This is a genomic window from Xylanibacter rarus (assembly GCF_001275135.1).
GTDB lineage: Bacteria > Bacteroidota > Bacteroidia > Bacteroidales > Bacteroidaceae > Prevotella > Prevotella rara.
Genome location: NZ_LFQU01000009.1, coordinates 74,170 through 95,654, shown reverse-complemented (window position 1 = coordinate 95,654; position 21,485 = coordinate 74,170). Strand labels below are relative to the sequence as shown.

18 protein-coding genes and 1 riboswitch are annotated in these 21,485 nt (G+C 42.7%); of the genes, 8 read left to right on the top strand and 10 right to left on the bottom strand.

Features of this window, described 5'->3' with window-relative positions:
• The first annotated feature begins 11 nt into the window (after nt 1-11).
• From ACU52_RS06375 to fmt, 3 genes are all read left to right on the top strand, one after another.
• Complete coding sequence (locus ACU52_RS06375; RefSeq protein ID WP_147630797.1) at nt 12-953, top strand: hypothetical protein; 942 nt, start codon at nt 12-14, stop codon at nt 951-953.
• Nucleotides 954-1,360: 407 nt separating this feature from the next.
• Nucleotides 1,361-3,211 carry a glutamine--fructose-6-phosphate transaminase (isomerizing) gene (gene glmS, locus ACU52_RS06370; RefSeq protein WP_021853948.1) on the top strand — a complete coding sequence of 617 codons (1,851 nt, stop codon included), beginning with the start codon at nt 1,361-1,363 and terminating at the stop codon, nt 3,209-3,211.
• Between the two features lie 109 nt (nt 3,212-3,320).
• Complete coding sequence (gene fmt / locus ACU52_RS06365; protein WP_053398173.1) at nt 3,321-4,301, top strand: methionyl-tRNA formyltransferase; 981 nt, start codon at nt 3,321-3,323, stop codon at nt 4,299-4,301.
• 167 nt (nt 4,302-4,468) lie between these two features.
• Here the strand turns inward: fmt and ACU52_RS06360 are convergent, their stop codons facing one another.
• From ACU52_RS06360 to ACU52_RS06335, 6 genes are all read right to left on the bottom strand, one after another.
• Nucleotides 4,469-4,879 (bottom strand): hypothetical protein, encoded by a 411-nt coding sequence (locus ACU52_RS06360; RefSeq protein ID WP_147630796.1) that lies wholly within the window; start codon nt 4,877-4,879, stop codon nt 4,469-4,471.
• Nucleotides 4,880-4,901: 22 nt separating this feature from the next.
• A complete protein-coding gene (locus ACU52_RS06355) occupies nt 4,902-5,426 on the bottom strand; it encodes an acyltransferase (protein ID WP_053398171.1) in 525 nt (174 codons plus the stop codon).
• Between the two features lie 83 nt (nt 5,427-5,509).
• The gene (locus tag ACU52_RS06350; RefSeq protein ID WP_053398170.1) at nt 5,510-7,078 is read right to left on the bottom strand and encodes a peptide chain release factor 3; all 1,569 of its coding nucleotides are present in this window, start codon (nt 7,076-7,078) and stop codon (nt 5,510-5,512) included.
• 146 nt (nt 7,079-7,224) lie between these two features.
• Entirely contained in the window at nt 7,225-8,085 is an 861-nt protein-coding gene (gene rfbD / locus ACU52_RS06345) for a dTDP-4-dehydrorhamnose reductase (protein ID WP_053398169.1), read from the bottom strand.
• Between the two features lie 38 nt (nt 8,086-8,123).
• On the bottom strand, nt 8,124-8,669 hold the full coding sequence (locus ACU52_RS06340) for a DUF4924 family protein (protein WP_053398168.1): 546 nt from the start codon (nt 8,667-8,669) through the stop codon (nt 8,124-8,126).
• A gap of 68 nt (nt 8,670-8,737) precedes the next feature.
• A complete protein-coding gene (locus ACU52_RS06335; protein WP_053398167.1) occupies nt 8,738-9,406 on the bottom strand; it encodes a LysE family translocator in 669 nt (222 codons plus the stop codon).
• Between the two features lie 119 nt (nt 9,407-9,525).
• Between ACU52_RS06335 and ACU52_RS06330 the strand changes: the two genes are divergently transcribed.
• The 3 genes from ACU52_RS06330 (at nt 9,526) to ACU52_RS06320 (ending at nt 13,714) form a co-directional block, all read left to right on the top strand.
• Nucleotides 9,526-10,506, top strand: a complete 981-nt coding sequence (locus tag ACU52_RS06330; RefSeq protein WP_021853956.1) for an ROK family protein — start codon at nt 9,526-9,528, stop codon at nt 10,504-10,506.
• A 786-nt stretch (nt 10,507-11,292) separates the two neighbouring features.
• Nucleotides 11,293-11,862 carry an L-threonylcarbamoyladenylate synthase gene (locus tag ACU52_RS06325; RefSeq protein ID WP_021853957.1) on the top strand — a complete coding sequence of 190 codons (570 nt, stop codon included), beginning with the start codon at nt 11,293-11,295 and terminating at the stop codon, nt 11,860-11,862.
• Between the two features lie 82 nt (nt 11,863-11,944).
• Nucleotides 11,945-13,714, top strand: coding sequence for a chloride channel protein (locus tag ACU52_RS06320; protein ID WP_053398166.1), 1,770 nt, complete (start codon nt 11,945-11,947; stop codon nt 13,712-13,714).
• Between the two features lie 36 nt (nt 13,715-13,750).
• Here ACU52_RS06320 and ACU52_RS06315 read toward each other — a convergent pair whose 3' ends face one another.
• Nucleotides 13,751-14,164: a PaaI family thioesterase gene (locus ACU52_RS06315; protein WP_021853959.1), complete on the bottom strand. Its 414-nt coding sequence runs from the start codon at nt 14,162-14,164 to the stop codon at nt 13,751-13,753.
• A 135-nt stretch (nt 14,165-14,299) separates the two neighbouring features.
• The gene (locus ACU52_RS06310) at nt 14,300-14,980 is read right to left on the bottom strand and encodes a phosphoribosylanthranilate isomerase (protein ID WP_082335187.1); all 681 of its coding nucleotides are present in this window, start codon (nt 14,978-14,980) and stop codon (nt 14,300-14,302) included.
• A gap of 804 nt (nt 14,981-15,784) precedes the next feature.
• Between ACU52_RS06310 and rpe the strand changes: the two genes are divergently transcribed.
• Nucleotides 15,785-16,435, top strand: coding sequence for a ribulose-phosphate 3-epimerase (rpe, locus tag ACU52_RS06305; protein WP_053398164.1), 651 nt, complete (start codon nt 15,785-15,787; stop codon nt 16,433-16,435).
• A 219-nt stretch (nt 16,436-16,654) separates the two neighbouring features.
• Here rpe and ACU52_RS06300 read toward each other — a convergent pair whose 3' ends face one another.
• Nucleotides 16,655-17,251 carry an RNA polymerase sigma factor gene (locus ACU52_RS06300; protein ID WP_021853963.1) on the bottom strand — a complete coding sequence of 199 codons (597 nt, stop codon included), beginning with the start codon at nt 17,249-17,251 and terminating at the stop codon, nt 16,655-16,657.
• Between the two features lie 173 nt (nt 17,252-17,424).
• A riboswitch (cobalamin riboswitch) is annotated at nt 17,425-17,604 on the top strand.
• Between the two features lie 304 nt (nt 17,605-17,908).
• Nucleotides 17,909-18,457, bottom strand: a complete 549-nt coding sequence (locus tag ACU52_RS06295) for a DUF6359 domain-containing protein (RefSeq protein WP_053398163.1) — start codon at nt 18,455-18,457, stop codon at nt 17,909-17,911.
• Nucleotides 18,458-18,877: 420 nt separating this feature from the next.
• On the opposite strand from ACU52_RS06295, the gene ACU52_RS06290 reads away from it, so the two are divergent.
• Entirely contained in the window at nt 18,878-21,454 is a 2,577-nt protein-coding gene (locus ACU52_RS06290; RefSeq protein WP_053398162.1) for a glycoside hydrolase family 88 protein, read from the top strand.
• Nucleotides 21,455-21,485 lie beyond the last annotated feature (31 nt).

The window sequence follows — 21,485 nt, the reverse complement described above, 5'->3', positions numbered from 1 at the left end:
AACATACCATTATGAAGACATATAGATATTTTGCCACAACAGCAGCGTGCATAATAATGTCGCTTGGTGCCCATGCCCAAAAGAATATAGACAATGCCATTGATGACTTTGTGAACAATAAGAATTATGAGGAATACATAAAGAAAGAAGTTACAATGGAGCAAAACGGCGTAAAAGACAAATCTTACTGCTATTCATATACCTTTGAGCTTCCGTCAAATAAGTCGAAAGCCTTAAACAGCATACACTCTGCATTCAACAAAGACGCATCAAATGCCTATAATTTGGCAAAAAGATCAAGCGGAATAAGCGATGCAACACTGATGAGAGTAAGCTATGGCCGCAATCTTGACAAAGAGATTTTGTTCGGAAAACATATTGACCATAACTATGATGTTATGTTGTTTCATGACAGCAACGACAGTCTTTACAGATACGTTTATGCCATAGTATGGAAGGAGAAAGTAAAAGAAGACAAAGTATGGGGAATAATATATAAGATATACGGAAAAGACCCACAGAAAGTGAATCGCCCCGCCACAAGAACAATTATTACCATGAAAGACAACGGCGATATAGTTACTATTAATGACAACGGGCATATTATAACACATAAATCAGGACAATCGTCATCGTACAACAATAATAAAGATTTTTCAAATATAACAATCCACACAAGCGATGACGCAATAAAAACTGACATGGACTTTCTGAAAAGATTCGGAAATCTAAGGGTTGCATATTATGCCGTTCTGGATGAAGGCGGTTCAAACAAGCTCACTATCTGCACGGGAATTGTAAACAAAATATTGGAACTATGCAAGTCATACGGCAGCCTGCTCAACGAAAGCGAGAAGGTGACATGTATGGATAGCATAAAGGAAATGCAAAAGCGCAGCAAAGACAATTATCTCAAAGCGCTGCTCAACGAAGCAATTAACGAACTGAAATAATCATAATACTCGCTCTAAAATAAAAAATCTTTAAGATTAAAACAAGTCAAAACAAAGCATTCCGTCCTTGTCTTGCCAATGGCTGAAGACAAGGGCGGAACTTTTTATATAATGGCTTCAGCTACTTTTATCCTCTGCCATATTCAATTAACACGAATAGCCAAAACAGAATATTTAATCCATAGGCAAAATATTTTATCGCATTATCCATATGGCAGAATATTATAGTAACCGGTCAAACATTTGTAACAGTCAATACATAAAACTCAAAAATAAAATATAAAATGACAGGGCAAAATGTATATTTATGACTAAAATTACTATCTTTGCAGATATATACCTGCCGCATATAACCGTTTGACATCTGATGCGGTGAACTTTTATATAAAAACAAACAAGGAATAACAATGTGTGGAATAGTTGGATATATAGGTTTCAGAGATGCTTATCCCATTCTTATACAAGGACTTAAGCGCCTTGAATACCGAGGATACGACTCTGCCGGAGTTGCACTTATAAACAACGAAGGAGTTATGAACGTTTATAAGGAAAAAGGCAAGGTAAGTAATCTTGAAGCCCTGACATCACAAAGAGATATTTCAGGACAAATTGGCATTGCTCACACAAGATGGGCTACTCATGGCGAACCATCAGCCATAAACGCACATCCACACGTGTCTCAGAGCGGACGTCTTGCCCTTGTCCATAACGGAATTATTGAGAATTATAGCAATCTGAAAATCCTTCTCGAAAAAGAAGGATACACCTTCAAGAGTTCAACAGACACAGAAGTGCTGGTTCAGCTCATTGAATATATGCAAAAAAAATACGACAAGAGCCTTGAAAACGCCACTATCATGGCGCTGCGAATGGTTGTCGGAGCCTATGCCATTGCCGTTATCGACAAGAACTGTCCCGACAAAATTGTCGTTGCAAGAAAGAGCAGCCCTCTCGTAATAGGCATCGGGGCCGATCATAAAGAGTTTTTTATTGCATCTGATGCCCTGCCGATTGTTGAATATACCAAACAGATGGTTTATCTCAACGACAACGAAGTGGCACTGCTGAAAATCGGAAAGAAAATAGAAATAAACAATCTTAACTACGAAGACATAACGCCTGAGGTTAAAGAAGTGAACATTAGTCTCGAGTCGCTTGAGAAAGGCGGATTTGAACATTTCATGCTGAAAGAGATCTATGATCAGCCGAGATGTATGGCCGACTGCATGAGAGGACGCCTGCTGCTCAACGAAAAGCGAATTGTACTAAGTACCATAAACATGCACCGCGAACGCCTGATGAAAGCCGAAAGATTCATTATCGTGGCATGCGGTACTTCATGGCACGCAGGCCTTATCGGCAAACAGCTCATTGAGCAATGGGCCAATATTCCGGTTGAAGTAGAATACGCTTCTGAATTCCGCTACCGCAACCCCGTAATATCACCGGACGATGTTGTGATTGCCATATCACAGAGCGGTGAGACAGCCGACACGCTTGCAGCATTCCAGCTCGCCAAAGAGAACAAAGCCATGTGTTTCGGCATAGTCAATGTTGTCGGATCCAGCATAGCCAGGGCATCTGACACAGGCATATACATACACGTAGGTCCGGAGATTGGCGTAGCCTCAACTAAGGCATTCACAGGCCAGGTTACGGTTCTGACACTTTTTGCCTTGGCTCTCGGACACGAACGGGGCACAATCTCAAAAGAAGAGTATGAAAGCACTATTGAAGAGCTTGGCAACATACCAGAAAAGATAAAAAGCGTTTTAGCAAAAGACGAAGAGATCAAAGACATTGCACGCTCACTGACTTATGCAGAAAATGCCTTATACATGGGGCGCGGATTCAATTATCCGGTAGCACTCGAAGGCGCTCTGAAACTAAAGGAAATAAGCTACATACATGCAGAAGGCTACCCTGCAGCCGAAATGAAGCATGGTCCGATAGCTCTTATTGACGAAAACATGCCCGTGGTATTTGTGGCAACCCACCATCAACTGTACAAAAAAATCATCAGCAACATAGAGGAAGTAAAAGCAAGAAACGGCCGCATCATTGCCGTCGTAACGGAAGGCGACGAGGCCGTAAAAGAAATTGCAGAAGCAACGATAGAAGTTCCTTCTACGTTAGCCTCGCTAGCCCCACTTCTTTCTGCCATTCCTCTTCAGCTTATAGCATATCACGTGGCTGTTGAAAAAGGACTGAACGTAGATCAGCCACGAAATCTCGCAAAGTCTGTTACCGTAGAATAACATGACTTTAAAATTTACAGACATGTCATAACGACAACCTCTATAATATAAAACTTGGAGAAATAATTTAAAATTTAGTAACAACAAGCAAAAGATTAAGGTAAAAGACATGGAAAAGAAAGATTTAAGGATAATATTTATGGGTACTCCGGAGTTTGCCGTTGAAACTCTTCAGGCACTCGTTGAAGGCGGCTACAATGTTGTAGCTGTAGTAACACAGCCAGACAAGCCGGTAGGCAGACACCAAGACACGCTCCAGGCTCCTGCCGTAAAACAATATGCGTTGTCAAAAGGCCTGCCTGTTCTGCAGCCTGTAAAAATGAAAGACCCGCTGTTTATTGAAGAACTTAAAAAATATAATGCTGATATTCAGGTTGTAGTAGCCTTCCGCATGTTGCCGGAGGTTGTATGGAACATGCCTAAATACGGAACATTCAACGTGCATGCAGCCCTGCTGCCGCAATACCGCGGTGCAGCTCCTATAAACTGGGCTGTCATAAACGGTGAAAAACAAACCGGAGTAACGACATTCTTCCTAGACCATGACATTGATACAGGAAGAATAATCATGCAAGAACCATTCGAGATAAAAGAAGATTATAATGCCGAGGATGTGTATAATGGGCTTATGCATCTTGGGGCAGGAATTGCAATCAAGACCATAGACAAAATAATTGAAGGCAACGGACATGTAGACTCCATGCCGCAGGAGGAAATGATAAAGACCGGAGAAGAGATGCATAATGCACCCAAGATATTTAAAGAAACCTGCTTTATCAATTGGGAACAGACAGCCAACAGTCTTTACGACTTCATACGCGGTATGGCGCCATATCCAGGAGCATGGACAAACATGACCGATAAAAACGGCAAGCAAAACGTATTGAAGATATTCAAGTCAACAAAGACAATGATTCCATGCAACGGCAAGAAAGAAGGAACAATAATGGTGTTCAACGGAAAATTCTTAGTTGCCACAAAAAATGCATGGCTCCAGCTCGATGAAATACAGCTTAGCGGCAAGAAGCGCATGAATGCCAACATGTTCCTCAACGGTTTCAGAAACATTGAAGAATACACATTGGGATAATTCTTTTGCTGTAATTCTTATTATTCACAAACTCACGTGATATTAAACAAAAATCCATACATACTATTAGTATATGTATGGATTTTTGTCTATTGTAGGCATTATATTTCGCACAAGGCACATGTGCATAAAACAAAGGGTATACCGACAGTCAGCCTTGATTATGTTTAATCATTTTGCCATAAGGTGAGGCTATGCCTGACAGCATGCATCAGCACGTCATTTTCTTGTTTCACCATTTTTTCAACTTCACTCCATCTTGGATCAGACGTAATCTTGGGATTCTGTCTTGCTGCATTAATCTGCATTCTCATCATATTCCATTTTGAGAACTTATTTCCCATAAACATAATAAGCCACTGAGGAACACTTGCGTCTATAACAATATTTCCGTCACAGTCTTCCATCTGCTTATTCAGCTCTTCGCCAATACGCATCATTTCATCACCAAAATCATCACAAGAAATCTTACCATCGGCAAATTTTGCCAAAACAGATACCGCCCACAATTCAATACTATCAACCATGCCGTTGCCTTCATCTGCAGGACAAATATCATATAAATGTTCGTAACTCATCACGTTAATTGTACAAAAATTATTATTTCATCATTCTCTTCTTAATAAACATATCTTCTCCTGCCGCCATTATCACCTTCTTTTTTTCTCTTCTCGACAGTCCCTTTGTATCAAGATTATAAGGTTTATTGCGCTCTATATATTCTTCCACCTTGCATATTATGCGTGCCGGATTGCCACCGACAACCACTCCAGAAGGAACAGAATGGCAGACAACACTGCCTGCAGCAATAAGCACATCACTGCCAATGGTTACTCCGGGCATGATGAGCGAATTGTTGCCGATATACACATTATCGCCTATCTCAACTTTTCCGAAACAATCAAACTTTGGATAAATTGTACGGGCAACCTTACTTCCGCCATGAGTGAAAATCTTAACGTCAGCCGTTATCTGACAGTTGGAACCGATCTTTATCAGATAAGGCTCGGCAGAAGACCAAAAACATGAAGCAAAAGAATTGTTCTCACCAAAAACGACACCTGCCTTCTCTGCAAGTTTTTCAACAGAAGAGCGTTTGTGTCTACGGAAGAAAGGAAAATGCATGATATAGATTTTAAGGGTTAACGGCGTGAAATAGCCGGAAACGTCTGTATGCGTTCACGGAATTTCACGCCTATACTTGAATATTAAAATTCACTAGTAAAATGGAATCTGATATGCTTAAAGTCCTGCTGTGCCATCTGCAAGACATAACCAGAATCAGCCAGGAACACATCGCGGCCATCCTTATCTTTAGCCATATACTGATATTTGCGTTTCTTAAATGCATCGAGCTCTGCAGGATCGTCAGAGTCTATCCAGCATGCCTTATACAGATGAACCGGCTCCCAACGGCATTTTGCATTATACTCATTTTCAAGTCTGTATTGTATAACCTCAAACTGCAGCTGTCCTACCGTGCCGATTATCTTTCGGCCGTTAAACTGATTGACGAACATCTGCGCCACACCCTCATCCATAAGCTGATCTACACCTTTGTTGAGCTGCTTGCTCTTCATCGGGTCGTCATTCTCTATATACTTGAACATTTCAGGAGAGAAAGACGGCAATCCTCTGAAATGCAATATCTCTCCGTCTGTCAGCGTATCACCTATCTTGAAGATGCCATTGTCGGGCAATCCTACGATATCGCCTGGATACGCCTCATCGATAGTACTCTTGCGCTGCGCCATAAACTGCGTCGGCGACGAAAAGCGGAGAGTCTTTCCCTGACGTACATGCAGATAAGGATGATTGCGCTCAAACTTACCGCTGCAGACCTTACAGAAAGCGATGCAAGAACGATGGTTGGGGTCGATGTTTGCTGTAATCTTAAAAATAAAGCCTGTAAACTTAGGCTCATCAGGCGAAACCATACGCTCCTCAGCCTTGACAGGCTTAGGACTCGGAGCTATCTTAACGAAACAATTCAACAGTTCCTGCACACCGAAGTTGTTCAGCGCACTACCGAAAAACACAGGAGCTACTTCTGCATTGCGGTAGTCATCTACATTAAACTCAGGATATACACCCTCAACCAGCTCAAGATCTTCACGAAGCTTGCTTGCGTCAGCCTCACCGATATGCTGTTCAAGTTCCTCGCTGTTAACGTCAACTTCAACTTTCTCTGTCACGCGCTGCTTGTCGGGTGTAAACAGGTCGAGTTTCTCCTCATATATATTATATACGCCCTTGAACTTCGCGCCCTGATTTATCGGCCACGACAAAGGTCTCACATGTATCTCGAGTTCCTGTTCAAGCTCATCAAGAAGGTCGAACGGGTCACGTCCCTCACGGTCCATCTTGTTGATGAATATTATAACGGGCGTGTTGCGCATACGGCACACATTCATCAGCTTTCTGGTCTGAGCCTCAACACCTTTTGCTCCGTCGACAACAATGATAGCCGAATCAACAGCAGTAAGCGTGCGGTAAGTGTCCTCGGCAAAGTCCTGGTGACCGGGTGTGTCGAGAATGTTCACCTTATAACCTTCATAATCAAACTCCATAACCGAAGTAGAAACAGAAATACCACGCTGCTTCTCTATATCCATCCAGTCTGAAGTTGCCGTCTTGCGTATCTTGTTGTTCTTTACGGCTCCTGCCACCTGTATCTGTCCTCCAAATAGCAGGAACTTCTCCGTAAGCGTAGTCTTACCGGCATCAGGGTGAGAAATTATGGCAAACGTTCTTCTTCTTTCAATCTCGTTATTCATATACTTTTATCTTGTAATTGGAAAATAAGCACGAGACGATTTTCCGGCTGCAACTGCTCACATGCAACATGGCAAGTCATGCGGCCTGCCGTCTCAACTTAAAATCAGGATTTCTGTCGTCAGACAGATTATTTAAAAAATTCGTATCAGTTATTATTCAGCAACTTTTCAATGCAGTCGGCAAGACTTTCTTCCCAATAAGGGATATCCAGTCCGTACTCATTCTTTATCTTCGTCTTGTCGAGCACGCTGTAATGCGGACGTACCGCAGGTGTGGGATACTCGGCTGTGTGAAGTGGCCTTACCTTGCAAGTGCTGATACCGGCTATGCGGTGAATGGCTTTGGTGAAGTCATACCAGCTGCAGACGCCTTCATTAGAGAAATTATACACGCCCGGCTTAATGCCCTGCTCAATGACAGCCATTATTGCAACAGCCAAATCGCGTGCATACGTAGGTGTGCCTATCTGATCGAACACCACGCCAAGCTGCTCTTTCTCGCGTCCCAGACGCAGCATGGTCTTCACAAAGTTATTTCCGAACGTTGAGTAAAGCCACGCTGTTCGTATTATCATCGTGCGCTTACAGAATTTGCTGACGCCAAGTTCGCCTGCCAACTTTGTGCTTCCATATACGCTGTCAGGACACGGTGTGTCTGTTTCGGTGTAAGGAACAAAGCTCTTTCCGTTAAACACATAGTCTGTAGATATCTGTATCAGCCATCCGCCACGCTTCTCTATTTCCATGGCGAGGTATGCCGGAGCCTCCGTGTTGAGTGCCGTGCAAAGTTTCTGATTCGACTCAGCCTTATCAACAGCCGTGTAAGCCGCACAGTTTACAATACCGTCGATGGCATTGCGGTTGATAAAGTCAGCCACAGCCAGCTGATTGGTGATGTCAAGTTCGTTTACGTCTGTATTATAAAAGCGGTGCTGAGGATATTTGTCCTCAAGCAGCTGCATCTCGTTGCCCAACTGTCCGTTGCAACCTGTAATCAATATATTCATAGTATAAAAGTTTCTTTAGTTAAAAGCTAAGCTGACTGTCAGTCAAACTCAAGGGGCTCATTCTTGTCTTTGATATAATAATCCGAGAGCATCCCGATGAATGTCGTTATCTCTTTTATTGCATGCTCCGTGTCCGGACTTATCTTTTTTTTCTGCAGTCTGAGCATCATCACGCCATAAAGGGCATTAAAGCAGGTTTCAATTTCATTCTCCTCGTTGTCTGCTCCCCTCTTGCGCAGCTCAACAATAAACGGCAGGACTTTATAATACTCCGTAGTATAGAACGGAAATTTTGTGCTTTGCAGCAACTGCGCGTTAAGCTCGACAAGCTGCTGCATTACGATTTTGTTTATCTGTAAATGTCCTTTCTGGCGGCATCCTTCCTGATTCATCATCCTAACCAGGTTTCCATACCAGTCGGTCATCTCCTCCTTCTGTTCCTCGTCATAGTTGAATTTGTCGATATAATCATGACGTATGGCGCTAAGGCTGCAGCCATATGCCCTGATAATGTCTTCCACCTGCCACATATAGAGCAGATACTCGGCTATGTTCTTTTTTCTTAATTCTTGTGATATAAACATGTTTTAGATAAAATAAAGTTCAACACAAAACTGTTGCGCCGGCAATTAACGGTTACGGCTCATGCACACTAATAGTGGAAAGTGTACAGATTGAACACAGTGCCGATAAGCACCAGCAACGAGAAGATAATGACAACACTGCCGATAATCTTGTTGATTATAACGATGCTGCTGTTGTCGAACTTATTGCGGACTTTGTCAATAAGCCATGTAAGACCAAACCACCACAACAGGGCTCCGCATATAATACTGAGATAGCCTACACACATGTGTAGCGGATGCTTTGGCATTACGAAGGCAAACTGGGCAAAGGCTGCCATGAACAGGAATATAATCAGCGGATTTGAAAAAGTTACAAGGAATGCCGTTACGCAGTTATGAATAAGACTGCCCTTTTTGCTGCCGCTGATATGTATTTTCTTCGTAGGGTCAGACCTGTAGCAGTATATACCAAACGCCATGAGCATTATGCTGCCAAGTATCTGAAAGACAAAACGATTTTGGTTATTGTTGATTATGTCTACAATAAAGCTCATGCCAAAACCCGTTATCAGCGCATAGATAAAGTCGCTGATTGTGGCTCCGATACCGGTAACAAGGCCATACCAACGCCCTTTGTTCAGCGTGCGCTGAATGCAAAGAACCCCGACAGGCCCCATAGGCGCAGACGCTACAATGCCTATGAGTATACCCTTGAAAATCCAGTCAAGTATGTCAAGATGAAATTGAAACGGCATAACGGGTGCAAAATTGCTAATTTTTTATGAAAGGAACAAATTTTATATACAAAACTTTGCTACGTATAATAAATTTGATAACTTTGCATTGCTAGAATTATTATTTAAAATAAAATATCATGATTTCACAAGCATTAAAGCCCTACGTCATAGGCCTCGACCTCGGTGGCACGAACTCTGTTTTCGGCATCGTCGACAGCCGTGGTGACATTAAGGCAACAACAGCAATAAAAACACAATCGTACTCGCAAGTGAGCGAATACGTCGACGCTTCAATAGACGCACTGCAGATAATAATCGACCAAGTCGGAGGCATCGACAAAATTAAGGCAATGGGCATAGGCGCCCCCAATGCCAACTTCTACAAAGGCACAATAGAATACGCACCTAACCTCGTATGGGGACATGAATGTGTAGTTCCGCTGGCAGAGATGTTCAGCCAGAAATTAGGCATTCCCGTAGCCATAACAAACGATGCAAATGCCGCAGCCATAGGCGAAATGACATACGGAGTGGCACGCGGAATGAAAAACTTCATCATGCTTACACTCGGCACAGGTGTTGGTTCAGGCATAGTAATCAACGGACAGCTTGTTTACGGATGCGACGGATTTGCAGGAGAACTTGGCCACGTCATAATGAGACGTGAAAACGGAAGATTATGCGGTTGCGGACGCACGGGATGTCTTGAAGCATACTGCTCTGCCACCGGCGTTGCACGCACAGCACGCGAGTTTCTGTCAACATCAAACGAGCCTTCATTGCTGCGCGACATGAAACCGGAAGACATAACATCGTTTGACGTTTCTGTTGCAGCAGGAAAAGGTGACGAGCTTGCAAAAAGAGTGTACGACTTTACAGGCGAGATGCTCGGAGAGGCCTGCGCCGACTTTGCAGCCTTCGCTTCACCCGAAGCCTTTGTCTTCTTCGGCGGACTCACTAAAGCCGGCGACCTGATTATGGACCCGATCAAGAAAAGCTACGATGAACACGTGTTCCACACATTCAGAGGCAAGGCACAGTTCCTTATAAGCGGCCTCGACGGTTCTTCAGCAGCCGTGCTCGGCGCAAGTGCCATTGGATGGGATATCCAGGAATAACTCAGAAAGTAACATTAAAACATAATTTGATATTATATCAATGGGCCTGCAGGTTATTTGCCTGTGGGCCTTTTTTATTGCATTCATATAATGGATTTGGCTAAACCATTGAGCCGCCTTGTTGCATATTTAAGTGAAAAAGGATGATACATACAACAGCATAAAAGCATCCGACTTTATGATATGCCGGATTGGCAATGAAAAACCTATTGTTTAGGTGACGAAAACGGGCCACTTTCGATGCAAAAGTGGCCGAGTTACGACCTGAAAACAATAGGTTAATGATTTGAAACCAATACACAAGATTTTACTTACAATTTAAGCCGCACACATCAAGATTTGGCACTTCCTTAAACATAAAACACACGATTTGCTTTCGATTTTCGCGTCTCAAAAACGACATTACTTTTTCTACATAAGAATTTGACGAACTTTCGGAACAAAAAGTTCACGGCTTATCCGTATATATTCCACTCGTCTGTATTGCATAGCAGCCTTACAGCAGTCTAAAAGACGACAACTATCATCCAAAAGACGACAAACAAAAAAATAACACCTTAATTAATATAATAAAGACACAATAAAACAGACATTGCAGCTGTCTGAACTTCATTTATTGACCAATCACAATAAATATATAATACAAAAAGTAAAAAAGCACGTAATATTTTATGTGTATCGTATTTTTATGTATATTTGCAGTTTGTAAAAACACCGGCGAACACGCCGGAATGTTTGAAAACAACTTGATGAACAGCAATAAAAACATTTAAATAATTTAAGGCAATGAACAGACAGGACGACATAAAAAAAGCAGTTGAAGTAATGAAAAACGGCGGAGTGATTCTCTACCCCACCGACACCGTATGGGGCATAGGATGCGACGCTACCAATGCCGAGGCTGTGGCGAAGGTATATAAGATAAAACAGCGCGACGACTCAAAGGCTCTCATCTGCCTTGTAGACTCAGACGCAAGGCTTCAACGATATGTACGCAATGCACCTGAAGTGGCATGGAACGTGATGGAGCTTGCCACAAAGCCAACTACAGTCATCTTTGACGAAGCTGTCAACCTGGCGCCCAACCTCATTGCAGAAGACGGAAGCATAGCAATGCGCATAACCAACGAAGAATTCTCCAAAGAACTGTGCTACAGATTCCAAAAGCCCATTGTGTCTACAAGCGCCAACATCAGCGGCCAGCCGGCAGCGCAAAACTACTGCGACATTTCTGAAGAGCTGCTTAACGCTGTAGACTACGTATGCTTCAGCCGCAGACAGGAACATAAGCCGCACACTCCGTCGAGCATAATAAAGATAAAGAACAACGGAGAGATAGATATAATAAGAAAATAAGTTTTTATAATCTGAAATAAAAGGACACAAAGTGAGTCGTATTAACGGAATTGCAGAAGGGGCTTCAGGCGAACAGACACTGATGGAGCGTATCATATCATGGCGCAAGCAGTATATAACAGACCGCCAATTCACGCTGTTCTTAAGCTTTCTTGTAGGATTTTTTGCTGCCATAGCAGCATTCATCCTGCACTGGATTATTGAGGAAATTGCCCTTTTGCTGACATCTAAATTTGATGCAAACACATTCAACTGGATGTATCTTGTATATCCGGTGATAGGTATTTACCTTACTTCACTTTTTGTCCGCTACATCGTCAAAGACGAGATAAGCCACGGTATCACCCGCATTCTTTATGCCATCAGCAGCAAGCGCAGCAGGCTGAAAGGACACAACTGCTGGAGCTCGGTGATAGCGTCGGCCATAACTATCGGATTCGGCGGAAGCGTAGGAGCCGAGGCACCTATCGTACTTACAGGTTCGGCAATAGGCAGCAATCTCGGCAAGCTGTTCAACATGGACAACAAAACACTGATGCTGCTTGTAGGATGCGGAGCCGCCGCAGCGATAGCCGGAATATTCAAGGCCCCGATAGCCGGACTTGTGTTCACGCTCGAGGTCTTGATGATAGACCTTACCATGGCATCGCTGCTGCCAATACTGATATCAAGCGTAACAGCCACATGTTTCACGTATATATTCACTGGCAGCGACCCGCTGTTTTTCTTCCATCTTGACAGCGCATGGCCCGTTGAACGCGTGCCGGCAAACATTCTGCTAGGTATATTCGGAGGCTTTGTAAGCCTTTACTTCATACGCACCATGACCGCCTGCGAGTCTGTTTTCGGCCGCATAAAGAACCGCCCCATGCTAAAGCTTCTGCTCGGCGCGATGGTGTTAAGCCCGCTGATATTCTTGTTTCCGTCACTTTACGGTGAAGGATACGGCAGCATAAACATCCTGCTAAACGGAAAGACTGAAGCCGAATGGGAAACCATCCTGCACAACTCGCCGTTCTACGGCAACAGCGAAATGCTCCTGCCATACATCGGAATGGTTCTTCTCACCAAGGTGTTTGCCACCTCTGCCACAAACGGCGGAGGAGGATGCGGCGGAACATTCGCTCCTTCATTGTTTATAGGAGCATTTGCAGGCTTCTTCTTTGCAAGAGTATGGAACATTTATGAAATAGGAATATACTTGCCTGAGAAGAACTTTGCACTGCTCGGAATGTCGGCCGTAATGGCTGGAGTGATGCACGCACCGCTTACAGGTATCTTCCTCATTGCCGAAATAACCGGTGGCTACCAGATGTTCATTCCTCTGATGATTGTAAGCATCTGTGCATATCTTACCATCATAATATTCGAGCCTCACAGCATCTACGGCATGCGACTGGCACGTCAGGGAAAACTGATAACGCACCATAAGGACAGGGCCGTGCTTACGCTTATGAGCCTTGACAGCGTGATTGACAAGAGTTTCACGGCCGTGTCTCCCGAGCTCAACCTGGCTTCGCTCGTACACGCAATAAGCAAGAGCCACAACAACGTGTTGCCTGTGCTCGACGATGCGGGCAACCTGCTTGGCGAAATAGACATAACCAAGCTTCGCCACATTGTGTTCAGGACTGAGCTGTATCATCACTTCAAGGTCAAGCAACTGATGTCTCAGCCAGAAGCAACGCTAAGCGTGAACGACACAATGGAGATTGTGATGAAAAAGTTTGACCAGACCGACTCTGCCATGCTGCCTGTGCTCGACAATGAGAACCACCTATTGGGCTACATATCACGCACACACATGTATACCATGTACAGAAAGATGGTGGCAGACCTGTCTGAAGACTGATTGCCAAGCAATAATCAAAGCAATCAGTCTGACGCTTTACATCAAAGCGTCAAACTTGAAGTCAGTCTTTTTCCTGTAAGCTATGGCTGTAAACTTACAAATTAGTTTATTGTCCTGATTGCATATCTTAACCTCGCAATAAGGTATTTTGTGATGATTGCATGTTTCTGTTGCCTCAGCCGTAAGCACATCACCTTCTACGGCACTGTGCAGAAACGTTATCGTGCTTTCTATGCTAAGCGTCAGCTGTCCATGGCTGTTCATTACTGCAGCCAGAGCCAAATCGGCAAGTGTAAAAAGCGCACCGCCCTGACAAACGCCACCGGCATTGAGATGCGACTTGCCAACCGTCATTACTGCACGTGAATATCCCTCTCTCACCTCCACAAGTTCCATACCGGCATTTGCCGCAAATATATCCTTTTCGTTTAAAAAATCTTTTAACGTCATTGCAAATTATTTATATATAACCTTCCTCTGTCAAAAACATTTATCTGCTAAACTAATACAAAAGCTAAAACAGCCTGTAAGCGACTGCCGCCTCCGACGACATAAAACAATATCAAAAGCAACAGGGCTATGCTGCTATCCATTTCTTATACTTTCTATAAACGGCTTCAACAAAGAAATATCCTTTACGGCCGGAGAAGTTTCAAAACGGCTGTTAATGTCTATTCCTGCCATGCAAGGATGAGTCAACGAAAACACTTTCTCCACGTCATCAGGTCCTATTCCGCCGCTTATAATAAACGGTATATCTCCGTCATAATAGTCAAGCAGGCTCCAGTCAAACTTTGTGTCAACATCATTGCCATACTGTTTTTTAGGATAAAAGAGCAGCATGTCAGCAACATTTTTATACTTACGCCACAGTCCGACATCTTCCATATCAGCAATGCCAATAGCCTTAATGAACTTTATTCCCGGACATATCTCATCCCTAAGAGTCAACCGGAGATTGTTTATCATTATCTCGTCGTTTTTGCCATACAGCTGAACATAATCGAGCTTATAATTATAAGCCATCGTTATAATGTTCTGGGGCATATCGCTACCAAAGACTCCTACTCTTGCCACTTTTCCATCCTCATTCAGATCACGCCCCTGTATACTTGCATAATCAGGCAACAAGCCGACATTAGAGGGTATCGAAGAGACATAACGCGGATTTCTTCTGTCAAATACCAAGCCTATCATATCAGCGCCAAGCCCCATGACGGCACGTATATTTTCAGGATCGCGCAATCCACAAACTTTTATTATCATGACTACAGTTTCGTTTCAGACATAAATAAATTAGCTATGACAAATTCCTTTAAATACATTACTGATGAATTCTGCCATGTAACAAAGATACAAATATTCTGTCTATTAAGGCATACACGCCACGAAATTTTTACCTAATAAACTAATCTTAATAAAAAAGGCCTGCCGTTTCGGCAGGCCTCAAAAAATGTATAATTCTTCTTCACACAGTACAATAGCCCGCTATATTCTGCTTTTGTGAATTAAGCCATAACTATGCAAATATTGTTTTCAGTAAATTTTATCTATTTATACGTATGCCGCATAAAACAAAGGCACACTCACCAACAAATCAAGCGGATACCCCAGCTTAACCGATTGCAAAGATAAACATTATTCTATAAGCAACAAACTTTTTGGCACATTTTTATCAAAAAAGTTGCAGTTTTAACACAATACGGCAAGTTATGTTTACAACGTTAGCACATTTATATATAAAAACAAGAACACCAGAGCAACAACAAAAGAGCATAAAACACACAGAAAAGCCCTAATATCTAAATGTAATTCAATAATATTTTAAACATCAACAGCTTCTGTCAAACGAAATCAGAAAAAAAGACATATAAAAGAGTAATAAAAACGATTTATCATCGTTACAATAATAGAATTAAAAATAATTTGCCTATGAAATATTTTACCAAAGAAGAAAACAAGCCGTCTAAGAATACGCTAAACATTATCAAGCAGATAGCTTATACCTACAGGTCTATAAAACTTAACGGAAAAACGAAGCTTATTGTCTGAATTAGAAACCTACCATTTATGGCAACATTAATTTCACCTTCATTACTTTCTGCCGATTTTCTTAATCTGCAGAAAGACATCGATATGATAAACAACAGCGAGGCTGACTGGCTCCATCTTGATGTTATGGACGGAGTGTTTGTGCCAAACATTTCATTTGGCTTCCCAGTAATTGAAGCTGTCGCAAAAACATGCAAAAAGCCGCTTGACGTGCATTTCATGATAACAGCACCTGAAAGATACATAAAGCAGACAGCAAAGACAGGAGCCATGATGATGAACGTGCACTTCGAGGCATGCACACACCTTAACAGAACAATACATGAAATACATGAAGCAGGCATGAAAGCCGGCGTAACGCTAAATCCGTCGACACCTGTATGTTTGCTCGAAGATGTCATAAAGGACGTTGACATGGTGCTAATAATGAGTGTAAACCCCGGATTCGGAGGTCAGGCATTCATAGAAAACACCATTGACAAAGTAAAGCGTTTAAGAAGACTGATAGAAGAATCCGGCTCAAAGGCACTTATCGAAGTTGACGGAGGCGTACAGAGCCAAACAGCCCCAAGACTCGTTGAAGCCGGCGTGGATGTTCTGGTCAGCGGAAGCTATATATTCAAATCAAAAGATCCGGCTGCCACCATACACGACCTGAAGCAACTCTAAACGCTCAATATTGGACGCAGAAAATAAGCATAAAATAATATACAATATAAAATGGCGCAGACGGATAATACAGTCTGCGCCATTTTATGTTGCCAACAGATTAAGACAACCTATTGTCCGCAACATCATACAGTAAAAAACCGAATTAAATCGGCTTGTCTATATTATTAAAGTTATTCAATATTGACTAAATCTTAAGAACGGCGCAAGTCTGACCGGTCAGTCAAGCTGGAGCGCTATATTATGTTCCTTTGACATACGGCGCAGATTGAGGATAGCATACCGCATCCTGCCCAATGAAGTATTGATGCTGACTCCCGTAGTCTCGGCAATCTCCTTAAACGACAAATCTTGATAAAACCTCATGAACACAACCTCACGCTGCGTGGGAGGCAACATATTCATCATATTCTTGACATCAACCATTATCTGATCGTTTACATAACGGTTTTCAACGTTGCTGTCCAGTATTTCATTGCCGCTGAGATTAGAGAGATCGTTCTCGTCAGTAGGCTCAATCAGATTACGCGAACGCTGCTCACGATACCAATCCATAATGACATTATGCGCGATGCGCATAATCCACGCTCCGAATTTTCCACTGTCAACATACCTGCCCTGATGCAGCTTTGTTATAACCTTCACAAAAGTTTCCTGAAACAGGTCGTTGGCCTTGTCCTCGTCTCTGACGACAAACAATATGTATGAGAACAATTTGCTCTGATTTCTTGATAAAAGCTCATCAAAAGCCCTGTTGTTTCCCCTTACATAAGAAATAGCTAACTCCTCATCAGTCAACCTACTTATATTTTCCATTTCTTTATTCTTATTTTTTAATTTTAGGTAAACAGTGTTTCGATAGGCTTTATCTAAATTAAATTAATATTAAACAATCATATTGTACGTGCAAATATAAGAAGAAATGTTTACACGCACAAATATTTTAGAAAAATAACGTTTTTTCTTTTGAACTTTGACAAACTATATGTATCTTTGCGGATGATTAAGGTTCGATACGACTCGATTAAAAAGGGAACGGGGTGAAAATCTCCGACTGTCCCGCAGCTGTAAGTTCCTTTATAACTTAAAAGTAACATGCCACTGTGAAAACGGGAAGGTGCTTGAAAGTGGAACAAAGTCAGAATACCTGCCTTATGATGTAAGACCTATTCTCTCGATGTAAGGGGCTATGGTCAATCTTATAAAATTAATATCAGACTAATAAATGCCGTGTCACTGCATAGCTGTGTAATATCGCTATATGCAGTTGACGTGAGTATTACACATTGACGCTACATTTGACAAGACGTTATATTATCGTGTTTTAATTATATAAGTTTATCCGAGATTGACAACGCCGTGAGGCGTTGTCAATTATTTTATCGCCCTATCAGTCAAGGATTTATCAAGATCAGATGCAAAAATGACATAGACAATTCTTCAATAGCCGAAAACATAAGACACATCAACATCCTAATTCGAAAATTCGTAAGCATCTATTTTCTTTATTCCGGGAATGGCAAGATACGTCTCGCGGAAACCAAACACAGACAACACCTTGCCGCGATTTTCAGGATGTTCCTTTAGATTGAGTTCCTCACGTATTTTCTTTGAGCATGACGTGAGGCATACTGAAACGACATGAGAAAGGTCTGCTGTTGCAGGATCGTCAGCCAAGAGTAATGCTGTATCGTGATCAAACGGAGGTTCAAAATCATATCGTTTCTTACCATTGGCGCCAGTTGCCGAACCTACGATGTAGCCCTTCACCCATACCTGATCAACTATAGGCTTACTGATAAACGTCTCTACATCCACAACATCACCAAAAGAAATGCCTGTATCATCATCATACTCACCATCGCCTTCATCTTCATCATCCGAACCGGTGTCCTTATCCGTTCCGCCGACAATCTCCGTTCCGTCATCTATGCCTTCTTCCGAATCATCATAGGGTTTGTCGCATGCAGAAAAAAAGAATGCTGTCAACAACAGCACAAACATAAACCTGATTTTTTTCATAATATATTATGTTGGTTAACGATATACAAAAGTAACAATATTTTTCATAACAGACAAACAATCACGGGCAAAAACAAAAAGAGGTTGACGCAGGATGCTGTCAACCTCTGACGATTTCGTTAAAACTTCGAAATCATAAATAAGATGTCGCAAATATAAGGCATTTCAATGACAATTGCAAGTTTTTTGATTTAAAAACTAATATTTAACATTTAGGCTACATAAAATGTTAAATATTTTACATTTTGGCATTCTGCATTACATATTGCAAAGTGCTGTAAATCAAAGCATATTACAAAAATAAAACAAAATAATACACACAAGCTTTCGTATTCAAATTATATTCACTATATTTGTACCAACAATCAAAAAAATAATAACATATATTAACTTTACGTATACATTACAAACTTAGTTTTTATGAAACAATTACAGACATTATTGCTATGCCTACTGTTTCCGCTTGCCATGACGGCATCAGTATGGGAAACGCAGTACAAACAAATTGAAGAAAGCATCAGGATGCCTAAGTTTGCCGACCGTACTTTTGACATAACAAAGTATGGAGCATCGCTAAAGGCCAGTGCGGCAAAAAACCAGAAAGCCATCAACAAGGCTATAGAGGCCTGCTCAAAAGCCGGTGGCGGACGTGTTGTAATCCCACAAGGAACATGGAAGACTGGCGCCATAAGAATGAAGAGCCACGTTAACCTTGTAATCGAAAAGGGTGCTACCCTATTCTTCGAATTTGACAGAAGCCTTTATCCTCTGGTTGAAACACGCTGGGAAGGACTCGACTGCATAAACTATTCACCGCTGATTTATGCTTACAAGGAAACAGACATCGCGATAACCGGAGAAGGAACTATCGACGGTAACGGTTCTGACGACACATGGTGGCTGATGAGCGGAAAGACTCCTAAGAGCAAGGACATTGTTGTTGAGGAAAAGCAGCAGAATCCAGGAGGACGCGCCGACCTGCTGAAAATGGCAGAAAACGGAGTGCCTATCGAAAAACGTATATTCGGCCCGAAAAAAGGTCTGCGCCCTCAGATGGTAAACTTCAATCAGTGTGACGGTATTCTGATTGAAGGCGTAACTATGGTACGCTCACCGTTCTGGGTAATGCACCCGCTGCTAAGCAAGAACATAACCGTAAGAAACGTAACCGTACACAACGACGGCCCTAACGGAGACGGCTGTGACCCTGAATCATGCGAGAATGTTCTTATTGAGAATTGCGTGTTCGACACTGGCGACGACTGCATCGCAATCAAGAGCGGACGCAACGAGGACGGACGCGAAGGCGGCAAGGGCCGTTATGTAGGACGTCCGAGCAAAAACATAATTGTGCGCAACTGCGTAATGAAAGACGGACACGGAGGAGTGGTTATCGGCTCTGAGATTTCAGGCGGATGCAACAATGTGTTTGTTGAAAACTGCAAAATGGACAGCCCAAACCTTGACCGTATTCTCAGAATAAAGACAAACTCATGCCGTGGCGGCGTGATTGAAAACATCTATATGCGCAACGTTGAAGTTGGCCAGTGCGCAGAGGCTGTGCTCAAGATCAATCTTGACTATGAGCCGAAAGAAATTGGCCGTCGCGGATTCTACCCGACAGTACGCAACGTCTACATGGAGAACGTAACCTGCCAGAAGAGCAAATACGGAATCATGGTTGTAGCATTCGACTCACTGACCAATGTATACAACATCAATCTGAAGAACTGTAAGTTTGACGGCGTTTATGACAAGCCGGTTTACATAAAGGGCAAAACCCGCGACATGAACTACGATAACCTCTTCATCAACGGTTCACTTATCCTTGCCGAGGCTCCGTTCAAGAACTACAGCGAGTGGATGGTACACTCTGAAATGCAGCGCAACCCAGACCCATGCATGATTGACTTCGCAAAAAAGCCAAAATGGGGATATGTTGTAGGAATAGAGCTCGAATCAATGCTCGACACCTATCTGGCATACAAAGACGAGAGCATCATAGACTATCTGAAGCAATACCCGGCTAAGATGATTGACGAAAAGGGCAACATCACAGGATACAAATATGAAGACTTCAACCTGGACAACACACGTCCGGCACGCTATATCCTGCGCATGAACAACCTCTTCCCCGAGAAGAAGAATGAGAAAGCCCTGAAAACTCTGTTCAAACAGCTCGAAAAGCAGCCTCGCACAAAGGACGGAGTGTGGTGGCACAAGGCTATATATGCACACCAGGTATGGCTCGACGGTGTATATATGGGACATCCGTTCTACACAATGGGAGCACCTATACTGAAAGGCGAGAAAAAGGCAAAGAAGTATTATGACGACACTTTCGAGCAGATTTCAAAGACATACAGCCGTACATACGATGAAAAGACTGGACTGTGGAAACATGCATGGGACGAAACTCAGAAGATGTTCTGGGCTAATCCTGAAACAGGCTTGTCTAAACATACATGGGCACGCGCTCAAGGATGGTTTGCAATGGCTATACTCGAAGTACTCGACGTTCTCCCTGAAAACTATGAGAACAGAGGTAAACTGATTGATATGCTGAACAACGTTATGAAGGCAACCGTAAAATATCAGGACAAGAAGACCGGCTTATGGTATGATGTGCTCGACGTTAAAGATCCGCGCAACTATCTCGAAGCAACAGCTTCTTCAATGTTTACATACGTCCTGCTGAAAGGCTCACGCCTCGGCTACTTCTCTAACGACATGAAAGAAGCCGGACTGAAAGGCTATAAAGGTATACTGAAAGAGTTCATCAAGGTGAATGCAGACAAGACTGTATCACTTACACGCTGCTGCGAAGTGTCAGGCTTAGGCCCCGACAACGCAAAAGGACGCCGCCGCGACGGCTCGTTCAACTACTACATGAGTGAACCTATACGCGACAACGACGGAAAAGGCGTTGGTCCGTTTATCTGGGCTTCACTGGAGATGGAGCGTATGGGCTACGATGTTGCCAAGCTCAATCAGTAATCAGCAGCAAGACAAAATCTACTTAAAAGCA